This window comes from Desulfotruncus arcticus DSM 17038 (genome assembly GCF_900113335.1).
Classification (GTDB): domain Bacteria; phylum Bacillota; class Desulfotomaculia; order Desulfotomaculales; family Desulfallaceae; genus Desulfotruncus; species Desulfotruncus arcticus.
Window position 1 is genome coordinate 78,566 of sequence record NZ_FOOX01000008.1, and the last position, 21,964, is coordinate 100,529.

The following is a 21,964-nucleotide window of genomic DNA, read 5'->3' on the forward strand; positions in this document are numbered from 1 at the left end:
TTCAGTGGAAATATTCTTCCCCATAGCTAGAATGCCCATCTCGATTTTTGCAATTCTCGGGCTTGGCGGAACAGTAGGATTACTGTCGGGATTATTTGGAGTGGGCGGCGGTTTCCTGATGACACCCCTGTTAATGATGATGGGAATTCCACCGGCTGTGGCAGTTGCCAGTGATACCAATCAAATTGTGGCCGCTTCTGCTTCAGGCACCCTGGCTCACAGTAAACAGAAGAACGTTGACTTTAAGCTTGGTTTTATCATCCTGGTAGGCAGCCTGATTGGTGGAAGTTTGGGCACCGTTCTGGTCAAAATATTAAGGTCCCTGGGTAATTTTGATTTTGTATTAAATATCTCATACGTGGTAATGCTGCTGTTAGTTGGTTCGTTTATGTTGGTTGAAAGCATTAGCTCATTGAAAAAATTACGCAAAAAAGATACTGCTGCGGATAATTTAACGATTAAAAAGACTTCGGCGGCAACCAAATTTATGCAAAGTTTGCCCATGAAAATGTATTTCGAGGTATCGGGAATAGAAAGCTCGCTGCTGGCGCTGCTGGTGCTGGGCCTGCTGATCGGTATACTGTCGGCTCTAATGGGTGTAGGCGGTGGCTTCATTATGCTGCCCATTATGATTTACCTCATCGGCATACCCACCCATAATGCCGTTGGCACCAGCATATTTGTAGTTATTTTCACTGCGATTAATGTCACCCTGGCTCAAAGCACCTTAAATCATACGGTAGACCTTATGCTCGCCATATTTCTACTAATTGGTTCATCCATCGGGGCGCAATTCGGAGCCATGCTGGGCAAAAAGCTGCAGGGTGAGCAGTTAAGGGTTGTATTCAGTTTAATCGTTCTTTTGGTCATGGCCAAAATGCTTGTCAGTTTACTTGCCACTCCTGCCAATTTAATCGGACTGGGGGGCGGTCACTGATGATATTGATGAGATTAAAGAAAATGATCAAATTAAGTTGTTTACTGATTACTGTGCTGTTGATTGTACTTATCTGCGCAATTCCCGCTGTGGCTGATACAGCACCGGCTGTATCGCCGCAGCAAGTAAACATCGGCTTAAATTTTAAAGGTGCGGATTTATCGGTTTCCGGTTCCGTTCCAGATGGAGCCGATGTTTATATTAAAGTTTCTTCGCCCAACGACTCGGTACTGGAACTCAATAAGAAGGGCCGGGTGGGGGGAATGTGGATGAACGTTGAAAATACTGAAGTCAGCAACGTTCCCAAACTATACCAAATTATATCTTCACAAAAAATAACGGTTTTACCGCAAGAACTTCAGGAGAAATTAGGACTTGCCCGGGATTTTGAGCCAATTTATCAAACCGCCAGCGTGAAGAAAAAAACCGCTGGCGGTTATGTACCACTTTCCGCTCAGGAGTCCAGAGATTTTGTAAGCTCATTAATTAACATTTACCAAAAAAGCGGTCTGTATGCTATCAATGAAAACGCGGTTAAAGTTGAAAACGGGCAATATCAGGCCACAGTTAAATTACCTCCCAATATACCTCAGGAAACTTGCAACATAACAGTTTACGTTATTAGAGAAGGCAGTCTATTGGAAACCGCCAGTACATCCCTTGAAGTTAATCCCGTGGGCTTAACCAGCTGGTTAAATCGCGAAGCCATATTTGACGGACCGACTTACGGTTTAATTGCAGTTTTAATCGCTCTGTTTTTCGGCACTGGAATTGCATTTTTATTCGGCTATATTGAAAAAATCCTCAGCGGCGGCAAAAGCGGGGGTTTTGACGCCAGTGCCGGTCATTAAGTCCCCAATCCACTATTAATATATATAACCTGCCCTGACGGGCAGGATTTTTTTTGCCAAGCTTATAATATAATTTACTAAAATAGGCCTTATGACTTGATTAACAGTATGTTAATTATGGAATGTTAAATATACCTTATTTTTATTTTACTTGTTTTTTTGTAAGTTGTTCCATTATAACGTGATTTAGTGAGCCTACTAAGGGGACAAGACAGCCGGCAAAAAACAATGCAATGCCTCTAAGATACTTATTTTTGAACATAATAAGTCACCTCTTAGTTACATTATATACAATTTGCTTAAATAAACTATAAATACTGCACATTACAAAGTTACTTTTTATTAAATATCCAAATAAAAATTCTTAAACGGAGTATCAAACACAAAAGCCGGGAATAGTGCTATTCCCGGCTTTTGTTTATTTTTGCAAAACAAGTATTTAGATCGCGTTTTCCCCTGTTTCACCGGTGCGAATTCGTATTGCATTTTCAATGTGATAAACGAATATTTTCCCGTCTCCTATTTCTCCGGTTCTGGCTACTTTAGATATGACCTCAATGATTTTATCGGCCAGGCTATCTTTAATGACCAGCTCAATTTTAACTTTTGGCAGCAAATTAATACTATATTCTGTTCCCCGGTAAACCTCGTTCCTGCCTTTTTGTAAACCGCAGCCCATTACCTGTGACACGGTCATGCCGTGAACACCGGATTTAGAAAGACCCTCTTTAATTTCTTCCAGCACCCCGGGTCTAACAATAGCTTCAATTTTAACCATCCAGTTTCCCTCCTATCTAAAAATGTATTTACACTGGTTTATTTAAACCCCATTAAGCCGGTCACATCTCCGGAACGCATCATGAAGTCTCCATAAGCTTCCATGCCGTGTTCACCAAGGTCCAAACCTTCCATTTCTTCCTCCGCGCTAACTCTGAGTCCTATTACCAGGTCAATTACTTTAAATACGATAAAGCCCAGTGCCAGGCACCACGCCGCCACGGCCACAACTCCCGTAGCCTGAACAGCCAGTTGGCTGAATCCGCCGCCGTAAAAGAGACCGCCGTCCACCGCAAACAACCCCACCGCCAGCGTACCGAAAAGACCGCAGATGCCGTGTACGGAGATAGCTCCTACCGGATCATCAACTTTAGCAACCCGGTCGAAAAATGCTACTGACAGGGGCAGCAACATACCGGAAATGAGTCCTATGGCTAAAGCTCCCGCCGGGCTAACCGCCGCGCATCCTGCGGTAATACCCACCAACCCGCCAAGCGCTCCGTTTAGTGTAAGCCCCAGATCAGGTTTACCGTACCGCACCCAGGTTACAATCATAGCACCGACAGTACCGGCCGATGCCGCCAGCATTGTTGTTGTAGCTATCAGAGCAATGTCCCCGGTGGTGCCGGAAAGCGTGCTGCCGGGGTTGAACCCGAACCATCCCAGCCAAAGCAACAGTGTGCCAAGGGTTCCCAGCGCAATATTATGACCGGGGATAGCCCGTATTTCACCGTTTTTGCCGTATTTGCCTATTCTCGCTCCAAGCAGCCAGGCGCCCACCAGAGCGGACCAACCGCCTACGCCATGCACCACAGTGGAACCGGCAAAGTCAATAAAACCCTTTTGAGCCAACCAGCCATCGCCGTTCCATACCCAGTGCACTACAACGGGGTAGATAAAAGCCGTGATGACAATAGTAAAAATAATATAGGCGATAAATTTAATCCGCTCAGCAACAGCCCCCGAAACTATGGTTGCAGCCGTTGCGCAAAACACTGCCTGAAAGAACCAAAAGCCTAAAGACGGTATGCCAAAATCCAGACCTTCTAAATTTCCCAGAAAGAATCCTTTGATTCCGATAAATCCACCGGTATCGCCACCAAAGGCCAGAGCGAAACCAACAACAAAAAACAAAATCATACCAAGAGAAACCGTTAATAAATTTTTCATCATTATGTTTACCGTATTTTTAGCCCTGGTGAAACCAGCCTCTACCAGGCTAAATCCGGCGTGCATCAGAAAAACAAGGTAACCGCAAATCAATACCCAAACCGTATCTATGGCTACAGCATTGGATTCGGGGGTGGGTCCGTCGGCAAAGGCCGCTGCCGGGAATAAGACCCCAATCAGCAAAAGAGCTAATATCATTGTTAATCTTCTATGCATAAGACTTTCCTCCTTAAAGCTGTTTGTAAATTGGTTTTTACAAAAAGAAAAGTCCCGGCACCTCTAATGCGGTGCTAGGACTTCTTTATCCAATTTGGATACTGCTCCGTACCCATTTTATATTTAGTTAATCTTTTAAAACATAGTCAGGTATTGGTCAATCTCCCACTGGTGTACTCTTACGCGGTAACTGTCATATTCCTTGGCTTTAGCTTCGGCCAGTTTTTCATAAATATGAGTACCAAGTGCACCTTTGATGACTTCATTTTTAGCAAGTTCGGCATAAGCTTCCTGCAAACTGCCGGGCAGCGATCCTATACCTAATTCGCTTAGCTCTGATTCAGTCATATGGTAAATGTTCCTGTCGCATGCCGGCGGTGGATCAATTTTATTGGCTATGCCGTCCAGTCCGGCGGTAAGACAAGCTGCCAGTGCCAGGTACGGGTTGCATGAAGGGTCGGGATTCCGCAATTCAACCCTTGTGCTGGCCCCGCGCTTGGCCGGTATCCTGATCAACGGACTGCGGTTCCGCCCGCTCCAGGCCATATATACCGGAGCCTCATAACCGGGCACAAGCCTTTTGTAAGAGTTTACAGTGGGGTTGGTAACTGCCGCAATCGCCCTGGCATGCTTCAGCAGCCCCCCGATATAGTAATACGCCTCTTTGCTTAACTGCATGGGATCGGCGGTATCATAGAACGCGTTAGCATCGTCCTTAAACAGTGATTGGTTGGTATGCATGCCGCTGCCGTTAATGCCGAAAACCGGCTTCGGCATGAAGGTGGCGTGCAGGCCATGCCGCTGGGCAATGGTTCGCACCACAAACTTAAACGTAACAATCTTGTCAGCGGTATCGAGCGCATCGGAATATTTAAAATCAATCTCATGCTGGCCGGGCGCAACCTCGTGGTGCGAAGCCTCAATTTCAAAACCCATTTGTTCCAGTGTTAAAACGATCTCTCTGCGTGCCTGTTCTCCCAAATCCACCGGTGAAAGATCAAAATAGCCGGCGTTGTCATGGGTGGTTAAAGTGGGAACACCATCCTCATCAAGGCGGAACAGGAAGAATTCCAACTCCGGCCCTACCTGCATGGTGTAACCCATCTCGGCGGCCTTGGCCAAAGTACGTTTCAGGATTACCCTGGGGCAGCCGTCAAAAGGAGTGCCGTCGGGGTTATAAATGTCACACATCAACCTGGCCACTCCACCTTCCCTTGGACGCCAGGGAAATACCACAAATGTATTCGGGTCGGGACGCAGGTACATGTCTGATTCCTCAATCCTGGTAAACCCGTAAATGGAGGAACCGTCAAACATTAATTCATTGTCCAGGGCTTTTTCCAGTTGATCAATGGTAATAGCAACGTTCTTCATGACCCCAAGAAGATCGGTAAACTGCAATCGGATAAACTTGACTCCCTTTTCCCTCGCCTCTGCAATCACGTCATTTTTGTTCATATTAGACCACCCTTCAGTTAATAAATTTGTTTTATAACTTTTATAACTATAAAAGCCGACACAAGGTCCTTAAAATACCTTCTGCCGGCTTCTTCGCCGTAATATTCCAACATCGTTGTTGGGCCGGTAAAATACAAAAGCCCACAAACAAATTTTTACAAATTTGTTTGTGGGCATCATCGCCGTTAAGTTAATACATCAATGTATTAAACAGTATATTAAATTTTAATGTCTAAATTATAAAGCATTGGTCATTTAAAAGCAATAGTTTTTTTAATAAAGAAGACTTGGTTCAAGTTTAGCGGCGGTTAACGAGATAAATTGAATCACACCCCGTTAGCGGGAGAAATTGGCAAAATGTCCCGTTATGCGAGATCAAAAGCAGACTGGTGACAACAAGTTTAATATATTTTATAATTGGCTCAAGCTATTCTCACTTGGGCAAAGACGCCCGGTATTTTATGAAAAAATACCGGGTATTATTTATTTCGAACGGAGTGATTACTGGATGAAAATAGCCCTGGCTCAAATAAACCCGGTTGTGGGTGACTTGCAGTACAACACCGAGAAAATTATTGCTTATACTGAAAAAGCCCGTAGACAGGGAGCCGATCTGGTGGTTTTCCCGGAGCTGTCCCTAACAGGCTACCCGCCCAGAGACCTGTTATTGTCCGGTCAGTTTATTAATGCTGCGGCAGATAAGTTAAAGAAAATAGCTGCCGTTTGTGAGAATACCGGCGTCCTGCTGGGAGCACCGCTGCGTCAAGACGACCGGCTTTATAATTCTGCCATTTTACTGGCTGGAGGCTGTATTTCAGGTATTCAGCATAAGACACTACTGCCTTTTTATGATGTGTTTGATGAAAAAAGATATTTTGCGCCGGCAGCCAGGCGGCAGTGTATTGATTTCAGGGGAATCAAACTGGGTGTAACAGTGTGCGAGGACATCTGGAACGATAAGGACTTCTGGCATCGGCAATTATATGATATCGATCCGGTGGAGGAATTAATCGCCGAAGGCGCGGATATAATCATTAACCTTTCGAGTTCACCCTACAGCTACGGGAAACACAGCCTGCGTGCCGAAATGCTGAGTAAAGCAGCCATAAGGCACCGTACTGGGGTTTTATATGTAAATCAGGTGGGTGGGAACGATCATCTGGTTTTTGACGGCTCCAGTTGCGCAGTAACTGATAACGGTGCGTTAATCGCCCAATTGCCAAGCTTTCAGGAGGAATTGGCTGTCTGTGATACTGAAACCTTAAAGAATAACCCCGCCCCACCCGTGGAAATCAACGAAAACATTGGTTGGGTTTACCGGGCGCTGACGCTGGGAACCAGGGACTATCTGTATAAAAACGGTTTTAGACGGGCTCTTGTTGGCCTGAGCGGCGGCATAGACTCATCGGTGACAGCTGCCCTGGCTGCCGACGCGCTTGGCCCCTCTAACGTAATCGGTATTTCCATGCCCTCCCGTTATTCATCTTCCGGAAGCAAGGACGACGCCCGCGCCCTGGCTGAAAATCTGGGCATAGAATACAGAGTTATACCTATAGAAAATATTTTCCAAGCTTATATCAGGGAACTTAATCCAACCGGCAAACCTGTAATTGATCTGGCTGAAGAAAATGTTCAGGCCAGAATACGGGGCAACATTTTAATGTTCGTTTCCAACCGGGAAGGTCCTATGGTTTTAACTACCGGTAATAAATCGGAGATGGCTATGGGGTACAGCACATTATACGGTGACATGTCAGGCGGGCTGAGCGTCCTGGCGGATGTCCCCAAAGTAATGGTTTATGAACTGGCTGAATTTATCAACAGGGACGGTGATATCATACCCCGCAGTGTTATAGACAAGCCCCCTTCAGCCGAACTGAGGCCTGACCAAAAGGATGAGGACAGTTTACCCCCTTATCCCGTGCTTGATCAAATTCTTAAAGCCTATATTGAAGACATTAAATCCGTAGACGAAATAGCAGCCATGGGTTATGGCAAACAGCTGGTAACAGACATTGCCCGCCGGGTTGATAACGCTGAATACAAGCGGCAGCAAGCACCTCCCGGCATCAGAGTAACTTCCCGAGCTTTCGGACCGGGCCGGCGCATACCCATTGCCCAGCGCTGGCGATCACACTAACAGCGGGAATTGCATCCGCATATTTGGCGCCTGCAGAGAGCATCATATGAATATACAGGAGGTGTCAAACGTGGTGCAGTTTTTCAATTTTCACATCGGGGCGGCAGAAACGGCCACAGCGCCGAAACTAAACTCCGGTGAGGCATATATAATATGGAACCAGCTTGCCTCCAGGTATGATTGCATAGAAAAGACTCAGATTTATCTTAATCTTGCACACGACCCCGACTTAAAAGTACTTTTAAGTAAAGGATTCAATATATTGCAGAACCAGACCCGGGAACTGGAAAATACTATGGCCAGGTATGAGTTACACTTACCATGCAGGCCTCCTAAAGAAATTAATTTTAAAAACAACACCGAAATTTTTAATGACAGGTTGATATTTAAAGATGTATTAACGGGGTGCGAAAACTTTTTAGGTTATCATTTAAACGCTATACGAAACTTTTACACTAACGATGTGTTAAGAAAAATGTTTATCAAGTTCCTGAATGTAGAGTTACAGGTTTTTGACGATGCCTGCAAATACGGCAAAATGAAGGGCTGGCTGCATATCCCCCCCCTTTACAACGCCTAAAAACCTACATATAGCGGTATTGTGATTACCCGTAAAAAAACGCGCGCTTAATCAGTTCCATTAGCGCGCGTTTTTTTTACTTTAAGCTGTAGCGCCAGAATTACCAGCCTCTGGTATAATCTTCGAAACAATCCAAGCAAACAAATTCACCATTTTTAACCCTGAGCCGCGGCTCCATTACCATTTCGCCGCAGCTTGCGCATTTATGCGAAGGGAAAATTTTTGCCTTTTGTGGAAACTTAAAATCAATTTCTTCTATTTTACAAAACTCATTTTCGTCCATATGAAGAATTTGTTCAATTCTTCTGCCCTGAGCCAATTGAAACCTCGCCCTGTCTTCCTGTGAAGCTGAGCCTCCGAAGACTTTTTGGCGCAGTTCCGTCATCTCCGGATCGGGACGCCGGGCATCGCCATTGACAGAGATCCTTAACGCCCGGTTACCGCTGCGGCTGCCAAAAGTGTAGACCTGTTTGCCCAGGTCGCGGTAAATTAAATTTCCCTTGCCCAGGGTGCAGCCGGTCATAACCTGCACGGCATCAATGCTGCAGGCATCATTTTCCACAACCGCTACCAGTTCTTCATCCTGTGAACGCATTTGCTGCAAATGCTTTAGCGCTATTTCAGATACTTTAAAGCCAATAGCCAAACCGGGACACGAATGGCCGTGAAAGTCCACAGCTTTTTCCCAAGGAGTTTTTTCCATACACACAGCTATCACCTCAATTTTTTTCAATTTTCATGCTATATGGTTTTTAATATTTTGTCAATGTGGTATGCTAACTTCAAAATTGCAAGGAGGTGCTTTAAAATATGAAGGCGCTTATAATTTTGGCCCACCCCAATCCCCAAAGTTTTAATGCGGCAGTTCTGGGAACTGTCAAGGAAGAACTCGGGAAAAAGGGCGCTGAAGTAAAAGTTAAAGATCTTTATGCTATGCAGTGGAACCCCGTTCTCAGCGCTTCCGACTTTCAGCAAATGCTTTCCGGCAAAACCCCCGACGATATCGCCCGCGAGCAGACTGATGTTGCCTGGGCCGACACCCTGGTCATAATCAGCCCGATTTGGTGGTATTCTTTTCCCGCAATCCTGAAGGGATACATCGACCGGGTGTTGGGCCAGGGCTTTGCTTATGAATATACCGCCAGTGGGCCCAGAGGGCTTTTAACCGGCAAACGGGCAGCAGTTATCACCACTACCGGTGCAGACGAAAACACAGCAAAACAAACCGGGATGATGGACGCCATTAATACATCCATTGTAAATGGGATTTTCAGCTTCTGCGGTTTTTCAGATATGAAATATCACAACAGTTATGCCGTACCGATGGTTTCAGACGAAGAGCGCCAAAAAATGCTTGAACAAGTTAGGGCATTTGTAAAGGCACTTTAATAGAAAGGAACCTCGTGTATAATCTAAAATACACGAGGTTCCTGGTTTCAATAATCAATTTGGTTGGGTCAACTTTCTATCCCGGGGCTTAACCTGCCCCGCTGTCGTGAAAGACGGGGTGGTTTTACCTTTATTAAAGAATACTTTCGCAACAAATACGAAGTTAACAAACACCATGAAAAGAGATAGTAAAATGATAATCAATAGTGGCGACGCGCCATCATCCATAGTAATGGATCCACTCTCCTTATATATAATTTAAAGCTATCTAGTTTATAATAACAGATTCTCTTTTTTTAATAAAACCCCCTTTTTGGTCCCTGGTAGTAAACTGGCGCTGCCTGTTTAATTATTTTGGCTTTTTCTGATGCTTATGTCCATTATCTTACCCGCGCGTAACCAAGGAATAATGTAACTGTATTCTATGTTTATGCATGGTCTGGTATAAATTTTACCTAGATAATTTTTAAAATTTCTCCTAAAATCTGCTGAACAGGCTTGTTAACATCCAGGGTAGCCAGCACTGCCCGCCAAATTTCTTCTTCGCAATCAGAGGGCCGCCATTCATGGTCTTGCTCCGGTAAAAAACCGTATTCTTCTTCCGCTTCTTCCTCCGGCAAAAATAAAACCTCCGGCGCCGCCTCATTAATAACCGTTAAAATAAAAGGCAGGCCGTCCAGATAGAGCTCCACCCAGTAGTAATTTGCCTGAATACCTTTAATACTTACCGTTCCTTTTTTAATGAAAACATCATTATCATTTAAAAGCAATAAACCAAAAATAACGGAGCTGGCTTTAAAACTTAATGTTGCAACATCGAAGACTCCTGCAGCATCCTTTGCCACAGCATCCTTTACCGCCCCGGCGATATTAAGGATTTCACCAACCTGATCCAATTGGCAATACATTGTTCCACCTCGTCGTCAATCTGATTAGGTCATCTTATACGGGCCGGCGGCACAAGGTCCCATGGCGCATTTGCCGCAGACATCGCATAACCCCAAATCTGCAAACTCCCTATCCACTTCCAGCAGACGCTGGTAGCAAATATGCTTTTCAATTCCACCGGTTTTTAGTGCTCCCGTGGGGCAACGTTTAACGCAATAAAGGCATTTGCCTTGACTATAATAACCTACAATATTCTTCCTGCGGTTTTGAACTGGGCGGTATGACCGCTGAAGTAACAATGCTGCCAAAGCGGCCGGCACAGCCTGCTTTGGTAATTAGCATCCTGTTGGCGCCAAAGGTGCCAAGCCCGGCAACAAAGGCGACGCTTTTATGAGACCACCCCGCAGTTAGATCCTCCTCGTTAAAATTATGGGTGGGTTTTTCAGCCAGCGCACTATAACCTTCTTTTTCAAGCAAATTGATAACCTGTCCACAAATTTTGGTGATCAGCTTGTTGGTTTCAATATACGCCTCCGCCCATTCCCGGGCTACACCGGACGCTTTCCGGTTGGCGTTGATGATGATATCACTAAACGGCAGGAAAAAAGCCACCACTGTTTTTGCCCCGGACAGAAATTCTTTGGGGTGCATGTGCTGAGGGCCAACTACTTGTTTAATTTGGGTAAACAAATGATCACTGGCGGAGGCAAAACCTACCAGAGGCTCCCTGTAATAGCTTACAATACCAAATTCCGGAATAGACTTCTTTATCTGCAAATCAATTAGTTCGCGCAAGCTCAAACTTAATCCACTCCTTATGTTACATTATAAATTAGTTTACCTTTAAATTAATCCAACCAGTTATTTTTCAGCCAGGCAATAGTGGGGCCCAGGTCATAATTATGGGCCAATTCAACCAGCATAGGAATTTTATTATAGCTATCCAGCCCAACAGGTCTGGACAGTGCCGGGTTGAGACGTTTATATCTATAACCAAGCATTTGATGGCTGAATAGGGCATAGGCATCTGAGACGCCATCGGTTATAACAGTGATAATCGGTGCTGGAGGGGAGGGACACAACAACCATTGCAGTTTACCCCACCCGGCGGTATTATAATTGATTCCGTAACAGTTAAATCCGGTTCCTATCGACAGCAAATAAATATCCTCAATTTTCCTGCCGCCCAGATACCTGTCCGTCGCTGCGGCAATAGCTGCCATACTGGGATTATTGGCGATAACCCCGCCATCAATGCGGTTTTCATAAGACGGGAAATACGTCGGCGCGGCGCTGCTGGAAAGCGCAACGTCAATAACAGTGGCATCTGTTGTCCCCGAACCCATAAAATTATTAAAAAAAACCGGGCTCCAAAATAATGTGGAACCGTAACCGTTAACCCTGAACGAGGGCACCAACACAAAACGGTCCAGATCTTTAATTTTCAATTCCGTGCCAAAAACTTCTTTAAGCAGCTTCTTTAAATGATAATTATTATATTTGGGCCTGTACAGGTCGCAATATCTTGGATTGAATATATACCTGCCGTTTTTAACAGAATACAGATCGACCAATTTTTCCGCTTTTAATCCAGCGGCAAGACCAAGAGCAATAAAGGCACCGGTTGATGTACCGGCAAACATATCCGCCTTATCGATAAAGTCCGGGAACAGGTCATTAATTTTCTTGACCAGACTTGCGGTTAACGCTCCGCGAATACCGCCTCCGTCAAATGAAATAATTCTAAATTTTGCCAAAATCAAACACTCCAAATGTTCATGCTTTTAGCATTTATCCATTATATGTCAGCAGTGTATGATTTGGCTCTAAAAAGTAAGTTTGTGATTAAAACATATTAATTCTGCTCATTTGCAGGCCAAAGGAGCGGGCTAATTACTCTTCTTTAGATGCAGTGAGAAAATCTTTTTCTAAATAAGCGGGGTTTGGATATGTATAAAAACCCTGCTTAGTTTTATAGCCCAGTTTACCCTTGTCCACATATTGCTTCAAAAAATCGGCGTTGGCCTGGGCCTGCCTGTCCCCTTTTTTCTTAGCCCAGTAGTCGGTGATATCCCATACTGTGGAAAGGCCTACCTGATCCATAATACCAAAGGGGCCAATTGGCATGCGCGTAACCCCCATCCAGGCCCGGTCTATGTCTTCTACAGAAGTGACATTCCTGGAGGCCAGGGTCAGGGCTGATAAAAACAGGCTGGAAAGCATAGTGTTAAAAACATAACCACTATTTTCCTTTTGAAGTGTAATAACGATCTGACCAATGCTTCCGGCAAAGTCATGTACAAGCTGCGCAACCTCCGGCGCGGTACCCGGGTGAGGCATGACGTCAACCACGTTGTTGGAGCGCAGATCATGGAAATGCAGAGCACAAAGCTTCTCCGGCCTTCCGCAGGCCTGGGCAAACATGGAGGGCAGCAATAAGGACGTATTGGTGGTAAAGATGGTGCGCTCCGGGCAAAGCTTGTTAAACCGGGCAAAGATTTTACCCTTGAGATCCGGGTCCTCGGGCACCGACTCGTTGATCAAATCAACTCCCCGGGCGGCCTCAGCCGCGTCAGGGGTCATGGAGATCCGCGCCAGGGTCTGCCGGAGCTGCTCTTCAGTAAGGCGGCCAGTGGATGCGTACCAGGAGGCAAGCTTGGTCACACTCTTCATCGCTTTGTCCAGAACCTCCCGGGACACATCATAGTACACCACCTCATAACCGTGCATAGCGCACTGCAAACCTATTTGCTGTCCCATCGTACCGGCACCCAGGATTAGAACACGCTTAATATCGGATAATTTCATAAACAATCCTCCTGTTATTATGTATTTATATGTTTTATGCACTTTAACAACATAATTGATCATATTTTACGAACGATCGACCAATTCCTCTTTTTATGTCTTTTTTATGGTTCCCCTCTCTTTTATCGCTGCAACTTCCAACAACCAGTGACCACCGCACATCAAAGTACGCACCCCAACCAGTTTCATTGGCACTATAAAGCTGCTCCCGCCGGGAAGCAGCTTTATGTCTAAAAAATATTATTTTATATTCTGCCGACCATATCCCATTCTTTGCGCAACCCCGGCTGACCGGGCAGCCAGCCGGCCGGTGCGTTCAGTCCAGTTGCTTCAGTGAATTGGAGTGCCTGGAGAACCCGGATAATTTCATTTACATTCCGGCCTACGCTGCCGGGATACTTACAGAAATATGTGATTAACCCTTTTGGAGATATTATCAACGTAGTGCGGGTAGCCACACCTTCCGATGGCTTGTAGGCGCCAAAGCACTCTGAAATTTCATGGGTGGGATCGGATAAAAGCGGATACTGCACTTTCCTGGCGGAAGGCGACACCTCGGCAAAAATTTTATGCGCATACACACTGTCGGTACTGATCCCCAGCACCTCAGCGCCCAGTTTCCTAAATTCCGCATAATGGTCAGCCACGGCTGCCAATTCGGTTGGTCAGACAAAAGTAAAGTCAGCTTTGTAAAAGAACAGCACCACCCACTGGTTTCGGAAATCCGACAGTCTGACATCAATTTTCTGTCCCCTGTAATAAGCTTCCGCTGTGAAATCAGGGGCGGTTTTATCCATCACAATGGGTTCAGAGACAAAACATTCCCCATCTAATATATGTCCCATTATAAATCCCCCTTATATTGTTTTAAATAAATTATGAAAGAAGCTTATATATAGTGTGCATTTATAAAAATAAGAGACTATACCCCTGAAAATAGGCAGTATCAATTCTATTAATTATTAATAATCGAGCATTAGCCGGAGAAAAATAAATATTGTCTGAGACGACACATTTTGAAATTGGAAGCGAGGTTTTAAGCTTGGTTAAAAAATATATAAAAAAGGAAACTCCCATTAATAAACTTGAAGCAAATACATTTGAGGTTCAAAATAGTGAAGGGCAAACTGCCGCGCCGGAGCATTACGGTCACGGGGCGGTATACGTGGATAACAGCATAAAAGAGGAATAGGGAGATGATAGCTTGTCCAACCAAGTTACAATGCCAGAGGTATATAAAATCGCTCTCAATAATGAACTGCGCGGCGCAGGCTTCTATTCCTCCATGGCCCGCCGCTCTAAAAACAGTGCAACCGCGGACATTTTTCATAAATTATCAGAGGAGGAAAAAGAACATCACCGTCTTTTTCAAATGCTGCTTGATAAAACCGGCGACACATCAAAAGATAGCATATTAGGCAGTGAAACAGCAGCTTTTCTGAAATCGTTGTTTAAAACCAGTGTTTTTCCAGCTGACGCGGAGGAATTGACCGACCGCATCACGCCGGAGGAAGCCTTGTCCATAGGTATTCAGGCGGAAAAAGATTCAATCTTGCTTTACCATGAGCTTTTTACACAAACTGAGAATAACGAAATTCAAGCTATGCTGAGCAAATTATTACTGGAAGAAAAAATGCATCTGGTTGAATTAAGGGAGCAGTTAGAGGAAATGCAAAGACCTAAATTAAACTGAAAAATACTATCTTTGTGCATTTTCCCCCTAACATGGGCAAATGAACCAATATTGTTAATTGACAATGTTTCATAATAGTTTTAAACTATTGTTAATTAATTATTCAATAAGGGGGAAAAACAGTGAGTGTAATCTTTGCTAACAAGCTTGACCCCAACTTTATGCATGAAGTCGTTTCCAAGGCTTGTACCACCAGCGATCGCGAACAATTCTATAATTGCCTGTCATGCGGTATGTGCAGCGCAGGGTGTCCTTATAACGGAGTTCACGAAAACGCCGACCCCAGAAAGTTTATTCGGATGCTGACCCTGGGCATGCGCGACGAGGTATTGAATTCTGAGTTTATCTGGGCCTGCACCCAGTGCGGGCGATGTACCTCAGAATGCCCCATGGGCGTGGAAGTGCTGACCCTGGTTAGGACAATCAGGGGCAATTTTGGCCTCAAGGCACCGGGCTTCTTACAGGATGTCGTTGATGCCCAGATTAAAACAGGCAACCAGATGGAGGTTTCCACCGAAGATTATCTGGATACGCTGGAATGGATGGAAGAAGAGCTGCAGGAAGAAGTCGGCGACCCCAACGCCAAAATACCAATCGACAAGGAAGGCGCTGATTTTCTGTTCCTTTGGGACCCGCGTGAAATTAAATATTATCCCAACGATGTCCAGAGCCTAGCTAAAATAATGTGGTACGTAGGCGCTGATTGGACCTGCAGCAGCAAGTGGTGGGACGCAACCCACTATGCGCTGTTTAACGGTAATGATGAAGAATCTCGCATAATCACCCAGAGATATGCCGATGAAGTTAAACGCCTTAAAGTAAAAGAGCTTGTTATAACCGAGTGCGGCCACGCCACCCATGCCAACAAGTGGGGCCCAAAGGTTTGGCTGGAAAAAGACAATACATACCCGGTGAAAAGTATTGTTGAAAAATACGTAGAATGGTTTGAAGCAGGACTGCTTCACGTAGATCCCAGTGTAAACACCGAGCCGATTACATTGCACGACCCCTGTAATTCCGTACGCAAACAGGGACTGGGTGACGCAATGCGCTACGTTTTAAATAAAACAGTAACTGAATTCAGGGAAATGAATCCCCACGGAGTGATGAATTACTGCTGCGGCGGTGGCGGCGGCCTGCTGGCCATGGGTAAAGATATTTATCCTTACCGGATGGCCAAGGGCAAGCTGAAGGCCGATCAGATCAAGGATACCGGCTGCAACCTGGTGGCCTGTCCCTGCCACAACTGTTTTGACCAGCTAACCGACATTATTAAGTACTACGAGCTTGACGCCAAGGTCATACACCTGCATCACTTAATCAGCCACGCTTTAATTATGGATAAAAAACCTCAAAAATAACTATTCCAAGCCCGTTCCCCCTTTTCACAGGGGGTAACGGGCTTGCATTTATAAAAATTAACGAACCGTTATAGTATTTGTCACTGGCAGGCCAACGCCATCCTGGTGATGCACTGTACTGTGGCCAACCCCTTTTAATGTACCCGTAACGAGGTCGGAATAAGCCGTTATCCCATGCTCGTTAAGGTCAAGCCCCTCAATTTCTTCCTGGCGGGTGACACGAATTCCCATAGTTGCTTTTAACAATGAGAAAGCAAGGTAAGTTATACCAAAAGCCCAAATGGATACGCTAATCACCCCCAGAGCCTGAACCATCAACTGTTGAACGCCTCCGCCAAACAGCAGCCCGCCATCCCTGGCAAACAAGCCAACAGCCAGCACCCCCCAGGAACCGCCGACACCATGCACTGCAATGGCGCCTACCGGGTCATCGGCCTTGATCCGGTCAAAAAATTCCACGGCCAAAACCACTAAAATTCCGGCTACTGTACCGATAATAGCTGCACTGACGGGGCCAACAGCAGCGGTTCCGGCTGTAATAGCAGCCAGACCGGCCAACGCGCCGTTAATTGCCATACTGGGGTCTGCTTTGCCGTAACGGCGCATGGTAAAGAGAATTCCGGTAGCGCCTCCGGCTGCCGCCGCCAGGTTGGTGGTCAGCGCTATATGGGCAATACTTGCATTCAAACCGGACAGGGAACTGCCGGGATTGAAACCGAACCAACCAAACCAAAGGATGAATGTGCCTAAAAAAGCCAGGTGCATATTGTGGGCCGGTAAAACATTTACGCTGCCGTCAGCATTATATTTGCCCGTACGGGGCCCCAGCACCATGACAGCCGCAAGTGACGCCCAGCCGCCAACGGCATGAACTGCCGCAGATCCCGCAAAATCAATCATGCCCAGCTTGCTTAGCCAGCCTCCATCACCCCAGATCCAGTGCCCGGCAATGGGATACATAAACGAAGTGCATAAAAAGGTAAATATGATATAGGTGCTGAACTTCATCCGCTCGGCCACCGCACCTGATATGATCGAAGCCACAACCATGGCGAAAGCAGCCTGGAAAATCCAGAATGCAGGTATGGGAATACTTAAATCAATATGCTGCAAATTACCCGTCAAAAAGAAACCGCTGCCGCCAAAAAGGCCGAAAACATTCGCCCCGTACATTAAGCCAAAGCCAATGGCCCAAAAACCGAGCATACCAAAAGTACAGTCAGTAAAAACCTTCATCACAATATTCAAAGAATTTTTAGCCCTGATAAAACCAGCTTCCAAAAAGGCAAAACCAGCTTCCATAAAGAGCACCAGTGCCGCACAAAGCAGCACCCACACCGTATCTATACCCGAGGCAAGTTCTTTAAAACCAATATCCATAATACCTACTCCTTTTCCACAAAAAATAAAAGGGCAGGTAACGGTAATATTCCGTTACGAGCGCCCTTGCCCTTTTTCCAACACTGGAGTTACGTTATTTACTTGTTAAATGGCGTCTTCGTGTTTTTCCCCGGTCCGAATGCGAACTGCGTCATCCATCGGGTAGATAAAAACCTTTCCGTCACCGACATCACCGGTTCGGGCAGCTTCACTGATAACCCGAACAATTTCGTCAACCCAATTATCCTTGGTAACTATTTCTAATTTTACCTTGGGCAGCAGGTTGATGCTGTACTCGTGTCCCCTGTACACGCCTACCCAACCACCCTGCAGACCGCACCCGAAAACCTGACTAACCGTCATACCGTGTATGCCGAAGCGTGAAAGAGCTTCTTTGACATCTTCCAGCTTGGCCGGGCGGATTATGGCTTCAATTTTTTTCACTAAGTAGTACCTCCCGAATAAAAAAGCCCTAAACCGCACACAACGGTATCAGGACCTTCTTTGGCCATGACTCGATACATCCTTGTATCTAAACAGTTATATTAATTATATGCTACAAGGACTTTCCTGGCAACCCAATAATATTAACTGAGCAACTATTGAGCAGCTGTCGGGAAATAGCAGAGGCGGGCGGACAGGTTCGTCCGCTCCTATACCTCTATTAATTCTCGCTAATGAACCACATTAGCTACATGGGTATCCGGATTGCAATGTTGCCGACTCGCATTGACATTTCTAATCAAATCATGCTCATGCTTAGCGTTATCATACGCCCGCAGCAAAATTGCCGCCAACTCCTCAATTAACGGCATCCTGGGATTAGCGGTGGTGGATTGGTCGTCAAAAGCCTTCTCTGCCAATTCCGGCACCTTCTGTTTAAATAATTCGGCATCAACTCCACATTCCGCTATTGTAGCAGGTACACCAACTGCGGAACGCAGTTTCTCCACCGCGTCGATCAGGCTGTTTACACCTTCCTGAACATTTGCCGCCGGCAGCCCTAATAAGGCAGCCATCTGCCGAAATTTTTCCGGGGCCTGGTAATATTCATACTGTGGAAAAGAGGCAAATTTACTGGGTATCTCCGAATTATATCTGATTACGTGCGGCAGCAGAATGGCATTGGCCCTGCCGTGCGGAATATGAAATTCACCGCCGATTTTATGGGCCAGGCTGTGACAAACACCCAGGAATGCGTTGGTAAAGGCCATCCCGGCAATACACGAAGCGTTATGCATTTTACCCCTGGCTTCGCGGTTATCCGCACTCTGATAGCTGGCAGGCAGGTACTTGAAAACGAGCTCAGTGGCTTTTAGCGCCATGGCATCTGTATAATCAGAAGCCAATACCGACACATATGCTTCCACGGCGTGAGTAAGGACATCCAAACCCGTATCGGCGGTTACCGCGGGCGGCATGGTGTTCACAAATTCAGGGTCAATTATGGCCACGTCGGGAGTCAGTTCGTAATCTGCCAGGGGGTATTTGATGTCCCGGCCCCGGTGCGTAATAACCGCAAAGGCACTGACTTCCGAACCGGTCCCGCTGGTGGTGGGTATGGCGACCAGTCTTGCTTTACGCCCTAATTTGGGATATTTATAGGTGCGTTTGCGGATATCAAGAAATTTCAATTTCAAAAATTCAAATTCGACTTCAGGGTGCTCATAGAAAAGCCACATGGCCTTGGCCGCATCTATCGGAGAACCGCCGCCCAAAGCAATAATGGTATCGGGCTGAAACTGCCTCATCACTGTACAGCCTTTTTGAACTGTATCCACCGAAGGATCGGGCTCCACTTCAGAAAAAACCTCCATCATAACCGGATTATTGCGTTTTCTGAGGTGATAAATAACTTTGTCTAAAAAACCCAGTTTAACAATCCCGGGGTCGGTAACAATGATAACTCTTTCCAGCCCTTGCATCTTTTCCAGATACTGCACCGAACCAGGTGCAAAATAAACTCTTTCGGGAACTCTGAACCACTGCAGCTTTTCCCTTCTGCTGGAGACCCGCTTGACGTTAATCAAATTATCAACACTGACATTGGAAGTGGTGGCATTATGACCCATGGAGCCGCACCCCAGGGTTAGAGAAGGAACGTTGACGTTATACAGGTCCCCTATGGCCCCGTGTGAAGCCGGAGAATTAATAATAATTCTCCCCACCCGCATGCGCCTGGAAAAAAGGTCAACAACTTCCTTGTTTTCGGAATGAAGCACCGCCGAATGGCCCAGCCCGCCAAAGCCAATGATTTCCTCACACCTTTTAATGCCGTCCCGGTATTCTTCAGATTGATAGCAGGCCAATACCGGGCTTAATTTTTCCATGGAAAGAGGGTACTGCGGGCCCACACCCTGCTGAGGAGCTACCAGTATTTTGGTGTTGGGAGGGACCTCGAAACCCGCCATTTTGGCAATATCATATGCTGATTGTCCCACTATGGCAGGATTCAGGCTGCAGTCCTCGCCCTTAACAGCCAGTTGTTCCAATTTGGCTGCTTCATCTTCCCCCAGGAAATAGCAGCCGTAATGCTGCATTAATGAAGTGACTTCTTGATAAATGTCCCTGTCAATAACTATGGATTGCTCAGAGGCACAGATCAGCCCGTTATCAAAAGTTTTGCTCAGGATCAGGTCGGTTACCGCGCGTTTAACTTTGGCCGACTTTTCAATATAACAGGGTACATTGCCCGGACCAACACCCAGGGCGGGCTTTCCGGTACTGTAAGCCGCACGGACCAGCCCGGCTCCACCTGTCGCCAGAATTAGCTGCACGCCGGGATGATTCATCAGGAAACCGGTAGCCTCGATGCTGGAATGCTCAATCCAGGTGATGCAATCCGCGGGGGCGCCGGCTTCCACCGCCGCGTCAAGCATGGTTTTGGCAGCCGCTGCGCTGCAGCGCCGGGCCCCGGGGTGAAAGCTGAAAATCACCGGGTTGGCCGTTTTCAGGCAAATTAATGATTTAAACATGGTAGTAGAAGTCGGGTTAGTGACCGGGATTACGGCGGCAATAACTCCGACAGGCTCTGCTACTTCCATAAAATCCTCTTCATCGTTGACACTGATAACGCCAACGGTTTTTTTATATTTGATGCTGTGGTACACCGACTCCGTGGCAAAAATGTTTTTAATCATTTTATCTTCATATACGCCCCGCTTGGTCTCTTCCACGGCCAGCCGGGCCAGTTCCATGTGTTTATCCAGGCCCGCCAGCGCCATAGCCCGGACAATGTGGTCTATCTGTTCCTGATTCAGCTTAGTCAACGCCTGGCGCGCTTTTTCCGCCTTTTCGACAAGTTTATCAACCATTAATTGTTTCTCGTCACCGATAAATTTCGGCTCCTTCCCACCCATCACAACTACCTCCATCCTTTAAAAAATCCTGGCTTCCCCTTCGTCTTCTTCGTCATTATTGACCTGGTGATGGAAAATAGCTTCCAGGCTCTCATCATCATACCCCCCGGGCCGAACTTTTAGCTGGCTGATAACATTTTTAACTCCCCGGGCCTTTTCAGCTGCTTTAACAGCCTCCCGCTCCTCGTCTTCGCTTTCTGTTGTGCCCATCAGAAAAACCGTCCCATCAACGGACCTGGCGCCAACATGTCGCAGGTTCACCAGAGGATTGGCATTTAATTCTTCAATTACTTCCGCGGTAACAGACTCATCATCTATAGCACCGTCGGTGCTGATAGCCAGGCCAAGCTCAATGCCCTTGACACCGTCCAAATCCTGCAGTTTTTTCCTGAGCCTGTTTTTTTCAGAAAGCGTATCGACTATTCCGGTTACTTCAACCTCACCGTCTATTACATTAGCTTTAAGGCTGTAACTCCTTAAATCTCTATCATTATCCAGCATTTCTTGGATTTGCCGCTGCAATTTCCGGTCTTTTTCAGACATAATGTCACCCCGCAATAAAATATTTTATGGGCTTATTATTACCTTGTTCCTAAATCTGTATTAAAAAAGTATTTTTTATTTAACTCTTACATAACTATCCTCATAATTAGAAAATATAAAACAAACCCTGTTTGAAAGGAGACTTAGGTCATGCTTAACCAATATCAGCAGCAACAGCAATTCGGACAAATCATGCCGGAACCGCCTAACGTTATCAGCACCAAGGACCATCTTTATTTAAAGGATGCGCTGTCCTGGGAATTAGTTTCCATGAAAATGATGCATCACGCCTCGCTGAACTGCCAAGACCCGGAAATAAAAAATTTTTTAAATCGTGTTGGCCAGATGCACCAGACCCATTACCAAATGCTGCTTAGACACACAGACCCCAACAACGTGGGGAATCAATAGGGA

General features: G+C 46.0%; 22 protein-coding genes. 9 read left to right on the plus strand and 13 right to left on the minus strand.

Annotation, left to right across the window (positions count from 1 at the left end; translation table 11 throughout):
* The first annotated feature begins 4 nt into the window (after window positions 1-4).
* A complete protein-coding gene (locus BM056_RS11885) occupies window positions 5-937 on the plus strand; it encodes a sulfite exporter TauE/SafE family protein (protein WP_174549952.1) in 933 nt (310 codons plus the stop codon).
* Window positions 937-1,788 (plus strand): TIGR02186 family protein, encoded by an 852-nt coding sequence (locus tag BM056_RS11890; protein WP_092471635.1) that lies wholly within the window; start codon window positions 937-939, stop codon window positions 1,786-1,788. The genes BM056_RS11885 and BM056_RS11890 overlap by 1 nt, the downstream gene beginning before the upstream one ends.
* Window positions 1,789-2,227: 439 nt before the next feature.
* On the opposite strand, the gene BM056_RS11895 is transcribed toward BM056_RS11890, so the two are convergent.
* The 3 genes from BM056_RS11895 to glnA all read right to left on the minus strand — a co-directional run bounded on the left by BM056_RS11895 (window position 2,228) and on the right by glnA (window position 5,409).
* Window positions 2,228-2,566, minus strand: coding sequence for a P-II family nitrogen regulator (locus BM056_RS11895; protein ID WP_092471636.1), 339 nt, complete (start codon window positions 2,564-2,566; stop codon window positions 2,228-2,230).
* A gap of 38 nt (window positions 2,567-2,604) precedes the next feature.
* Window positions 2,605-3,951, minus strand: a complete 1,347-nt coding sequence (locus BM056_RS11900) for an ammonium transporter (RefSeq protein WP_092471637.1) — start codon at window positions 3,949-3,951, stop codon at window positions 2,605-2,607.
* Between the two features lie 135 nt (window positions 3,952-4,086).
* Complete coding sequence (glnA, locus tag BM056_RS11905) at window positions 4,087-5,409, minus strand: type I glutamate--ammonia ligase (RefSeq protein WP_092471638.1); 1,323 nt, start codon at window positions 5,407-5,409, stop codon at window positions 4,087-4,089.
* Between the two features lie 367 nt (window positions 5,410-5,776).
* On the opposite strand from glnA, the gene BM056_RS11910 reads away from it, so the two are divergent.
* Together BM056_RS11910 and BM056_RS11915 are read left to right on the plus strand one after the other, a co-directional pair.
* Window positions 5,777-7,549: an NAD+ synthase gene (locus tag BM056_RS11910; RefSeq protein ID WP_337833504.1), complete on the plus strand. Its 1,773-nt coding sequence runs from the start codon at window positions 5,777-5,779 to the stop codon at window positions 7,547-7,549.
* Between the two features lie 70 nt (window positions 7,550-7,619).
* On the plus strand, window positions 7,620-8,129 hold the full coding sequence (locus BM056_RS11915) for a DUF3231 family protein (RefSeq protein ID WP_165613494.1): 510 nt from the start codon (window positions 7,620-7,622) through the stop codon (window positions 8,127-8,129).
* Window positions 8,130-8,229: 100 nt separating this feature from the next.
* On the opposite strand, the gene BM056_RS11920 is transcribed toward BM056_RS11915, so the two are convergent.
* Window positions 8,230-8,832 (minus strand): FmdE family protein, encoded by a 603-nt coding sequence (locus BM056_RS11920; RefSeq protein ID WP_337833505.1) that lies wholly within the window; start codon window positions 8,830-8,832, stop codon window positions 8,230-8,232.
* A 107-nt stretch (window positions 8,833-8,939) separates the two neighbouring features.
* Between BM056_RS11920 and BM056_RS11925 the strand changes: the two genes are divergently transcribed.
* On the plus strand, window positions 8,940-9,518 hold the full coding sequence (locus BM056_RS11925; RefSeq protein ID WP_092471641.1) for an NAD(P)H-dependent oxidoreductase: 579 nt from the start codon (window positions 8,940-8,942) through the stop codon (window positions 9,516-9,518).
* Between the two features lie 455 nt (window positions 9,519-9,973).
* Here BM056_RS11925 and BM056_RS11930 read toward each other — a convergent pair whose 3' ends face one another.
* The 5 genes from BM056_RS11930 to BM056_RS11950 all read right to left on the minus strand — a co-directional run bounded on the left by BM056_RS11930 (window position 9,974) and on the right by BM056_RS11950 (window position 14,059).
* On the minus strand, window positions 9,974-10,426 hold the full coding sequence (locus BM056_RS11930) for a hypothetical protein (RefSeq protein WP_092471642.1): 453 nt from the start codon (window positions 10,424-10,426) through the stop codon (window positions 9,974-9,976).
* A 214-nt stretch (window positions 10,427-10,640) separates the two neighbouring features.
* Window positions 10,641-11,207, minus strand: a complete 567-nt coding sequence (locus BM056_RS11935; RefSeq protein ID WP_238456437.1) for an epoxyqueuosine reductase — start codon at window positions 11,205-11,207, stop codon at window positions 10,641-10,643.
* A 47-nt stretch (window positions 11,208-11,254) separates the two neighbouring features.
* Window positions 11,255-12,163, minus strand: a complete 909-nt coding sequence (locus BM056_RS11940; protein WP_165613495.1) for a patatin-like phospholipase family protein — start codon at window positions 12,161-12,163, stop codon at window positions 11,255-11,257.
* 136 nt (window positions 12,164-12,299) lie between these two features.
* Window positions 12,300-13,214 (minus strand): 3-hydroxyacyl-CoA dehydrogenase, encoded by a 915-nt coding sequence (locus tag BM056_RS11945; protein ID WP_092471644.1) that lies wholly within the window; start codon window positions 13,212-13,214, stop codon window positions 12,300-12,302.
* 245 nt (window positions 13,215-13,459) lie between these two features.
* Window positions 13,460-14,059: a peroxiredoxin gene (locus BM056_RS11950; RefSeq protein ID WP_165613496.1), complete on the minus strand. Its 600-nt coding sequence runs from the start codon at window positions 14,057-14,059 to the stop codon at window positions 13,460-13,462.
* A 152-nt stretch (window positions 14,060-14,211) separates the two neighbouring features.
* Here BM056_RS11950 and BM056_RS11960 point away from each other — a divergent pair, with 152 nt between their 5' ends.
* The 3 genes from BM056_RS11960 to BM056_RS11970 all read left to right on the plus strand — a co-directional run bounded on the left by BM056_RS11960 (window position 14,212) and on the right by BM056_RS11970 (window position 16,268).
* The gene (locus tag BM056_RS11960; RefSeq protein WP_092471647.1) at window positions 14,212-14,406 is read left to right on the plus strand and encodes a hypothetical protein; all 195 of its coding nucleotides are present in this window, start codon (window positions 14,212-14,214) and stop codon (window positions 14,404-14,406) included.
* A gap of 12 nt (window positions 14,407-14,418) precedes the next feature.
* Window positions 14,419-14,907: a ferritin family protein gene (locus BM056_RS11965; RefSeq protein WP_092471648.1), complete on the plus strand. Its 489-nt coding sequence runs from the start codon at window positions 14,419-14,421 to the stop codon at window positions 14,905-14,907.
* A gap of 122 nt (window positions 14,908-15,029) precedes the next feature.
* Window positions 15,030-16,268 carry a (Fe-S)-binding protein gene (locus BM056_RS11970; RefSeq protein WP_092471649.1) on the plus strand — a complete coding sequence of 413 codons (1,239 nt, stop codon included), beginning with the start codon at window positions 15,030-15,032 and terminating at the stop codon, window positions 16,266-16,268.
* Window positions 16,269-16,325: 57 nt separating this feature from the next.
* Here BM056_RS11970 and BM056_RS11975 read toward each other — a convergent pair whose 3' ends face one another.
* From BM056_RS11975 to BM056_RS11990, 4 genes are all read right to left on the minus strand, one after another.
* Window positions 16,326-17,648, minus strand: coding sequence for an ammonium transporter (locus tag BM056_RS11975; protein ID WP_092471650.1), 1,323 nt, complete (start codon window positions 17,646-17,648; stop codon window positions 16,326-16,328).
* A gap of 105 nt (window positions 17,649-17,753) precedes the next feature.
* Window positions 17,754-18,092, minus strand: a complete 339-nt coding sequence (locus BM056_RS11980) for a P-II family nitrogen regulator (RefSeq protein WP_092471651.1) — start codon at window positions 18,090-18,092, stop codon at window positions 17,754-17,756.
* A 230-nt stretch (window positions 18,093-18,322) separates the two neighbouring features.
* Window positions 18,323-21,007 (minus strand): bifunctional acetaldehyde-CoA/alcohol dehydrogenase, encoded by a 2,685-nt coding sequence (adhE, locus tag BM056_RS11985; RefSeq protein WP_092471652.1) that lies wholly within the window; start codon window positions 21,005-21,007, stop codon window positions 18,323-18,325.
* A gap of 18 nt (window positions 21,008-21,025) precedes the next feature.
* Window positions 21,026-21,550, minus strand: coding sequence for a BON domain-containing protein (locus tag BM056_RS11990; protein WP_092471653.1), 525 nt, complete (start codon window positions 21,548-21,550; stop codon window positions 21,026-21,028).
* Window positions 21,551-21,700: 150 nt separating this feature from the next.
* Between BM056_RS11990 and BM056_RS11995 the strand changes: the two genes are divergently transcribed.
* The gene (locus tag BM056_RS11995; RefSeq protein ID WP_092471654.1) at window positions 21,701-21,961 is read left to right on the plus strand and encodes a hypothetical protein; all 261 of its coding nucleotides are present in this window, start codon (window positions 21,701-21,703) and stop codon (window positions 21,959-21,961) included.
* Window positions 21,962-21,964 lie beyond the last annotated feature (3 nt).

What these genes read in the sequence shown, in the direction of transcription:
- glnA (WP_092471638.1), bottom strand. Translation starts at nt 5,409, where the DNA reads ATGAACAAAAATGACGTGATTGCAGAGGCGAGGGAAAAGGGAGTCAAG.
- adhE (WP_092471652.1), bottom strand. Translation starts at nt 21,007, where the DNA reads ATGGGTGGGAAGGAGCCGAAATTTATCGGTGACGAGAAACAATTAATG.
- BM056_RS11930 (WP_092471642.1), bottom strand. Translation starts at nt 10,426, where the DNA reads ATGTATTGCCAATTGGATCAGGTTGGTGAAATCCTTAATATCGCCGGG.
- BM056_RS11920 (WP_337833505.1), bottom strand. Translation starts at nt 8,832, where the DNA reads ATGGAAAAAACTCCTTGGGAAAAAGCTGTGGACTTTCACGGCCATTCG.
- BM056_RS11925 (WP_092471641.1), top strand. Translation starts at nt 8,940, where the DNA reads ATGAAGGCGCTTATAATTTTGGCCCACCCCAATCCCCAAAGTTTTAAT.
- BM056_RS11910 (WP_337833504.1), top strand. Translation starts at nt 5,777, where the DNA reads ATGCGAGATCAAAAGCAGACTGGTGACAACAAGTTTAATATATTTTAT.
- BM056_RS11895 (WP_092471636.1), bottom strand. Translation starts at nt 2,566, where the DNA reads ATGGTTAAAATTGAAGCTATTGTTAGACCCGGGGTGCTGGAAGAAATT.
- BM056_RS11990 (WP_092471653.1), bottom strand. Translation starts at nt 21,550, where the DNA reads ATGTCTGAAAAAGACCGGAAATTGCAGCGGCAAATCCAAGAAATGCTG.
- BM056_RS11900 (WP_092471637.1), bottom strand. Translation starts at nt 3,951, where the DNA reads ATGCATAGAAGATTAACAATGATATTAGCTCTTTTGCTGATTGGGGTC.
- BM056_RS11975 (WP_092471650.1), bottom strand. Translation starts at nt 17,648, where the DNA reads ATGGATATTGGTTTTAAAGAACTTGCCTCGGGTATAGATACGGTGTGG.
- BM056_RS11995 (WP_092471654.1), top strand. Translation starts at nt 21,701, where the DNA reads ATGCTTAACCAATATCAGCAGCAACAGCAATTCGGACAAATCATGCCG.
- BM056_RS11945 (WP_092471644.1), bottom strand. Translation starts at nt 13,214, where the DNA reads ATGAAATTATCCGATATTAAGCGTGTTCTAATCCTGGGTGCCGGTACG.
- BM056_RS11890 (WP_092471635.1), top strand. Translation starts at nt 937, where the DNA reads ATGATATTGATGAGATTAAAGAAAATGATCAAATTAAGTTGTTTACTG.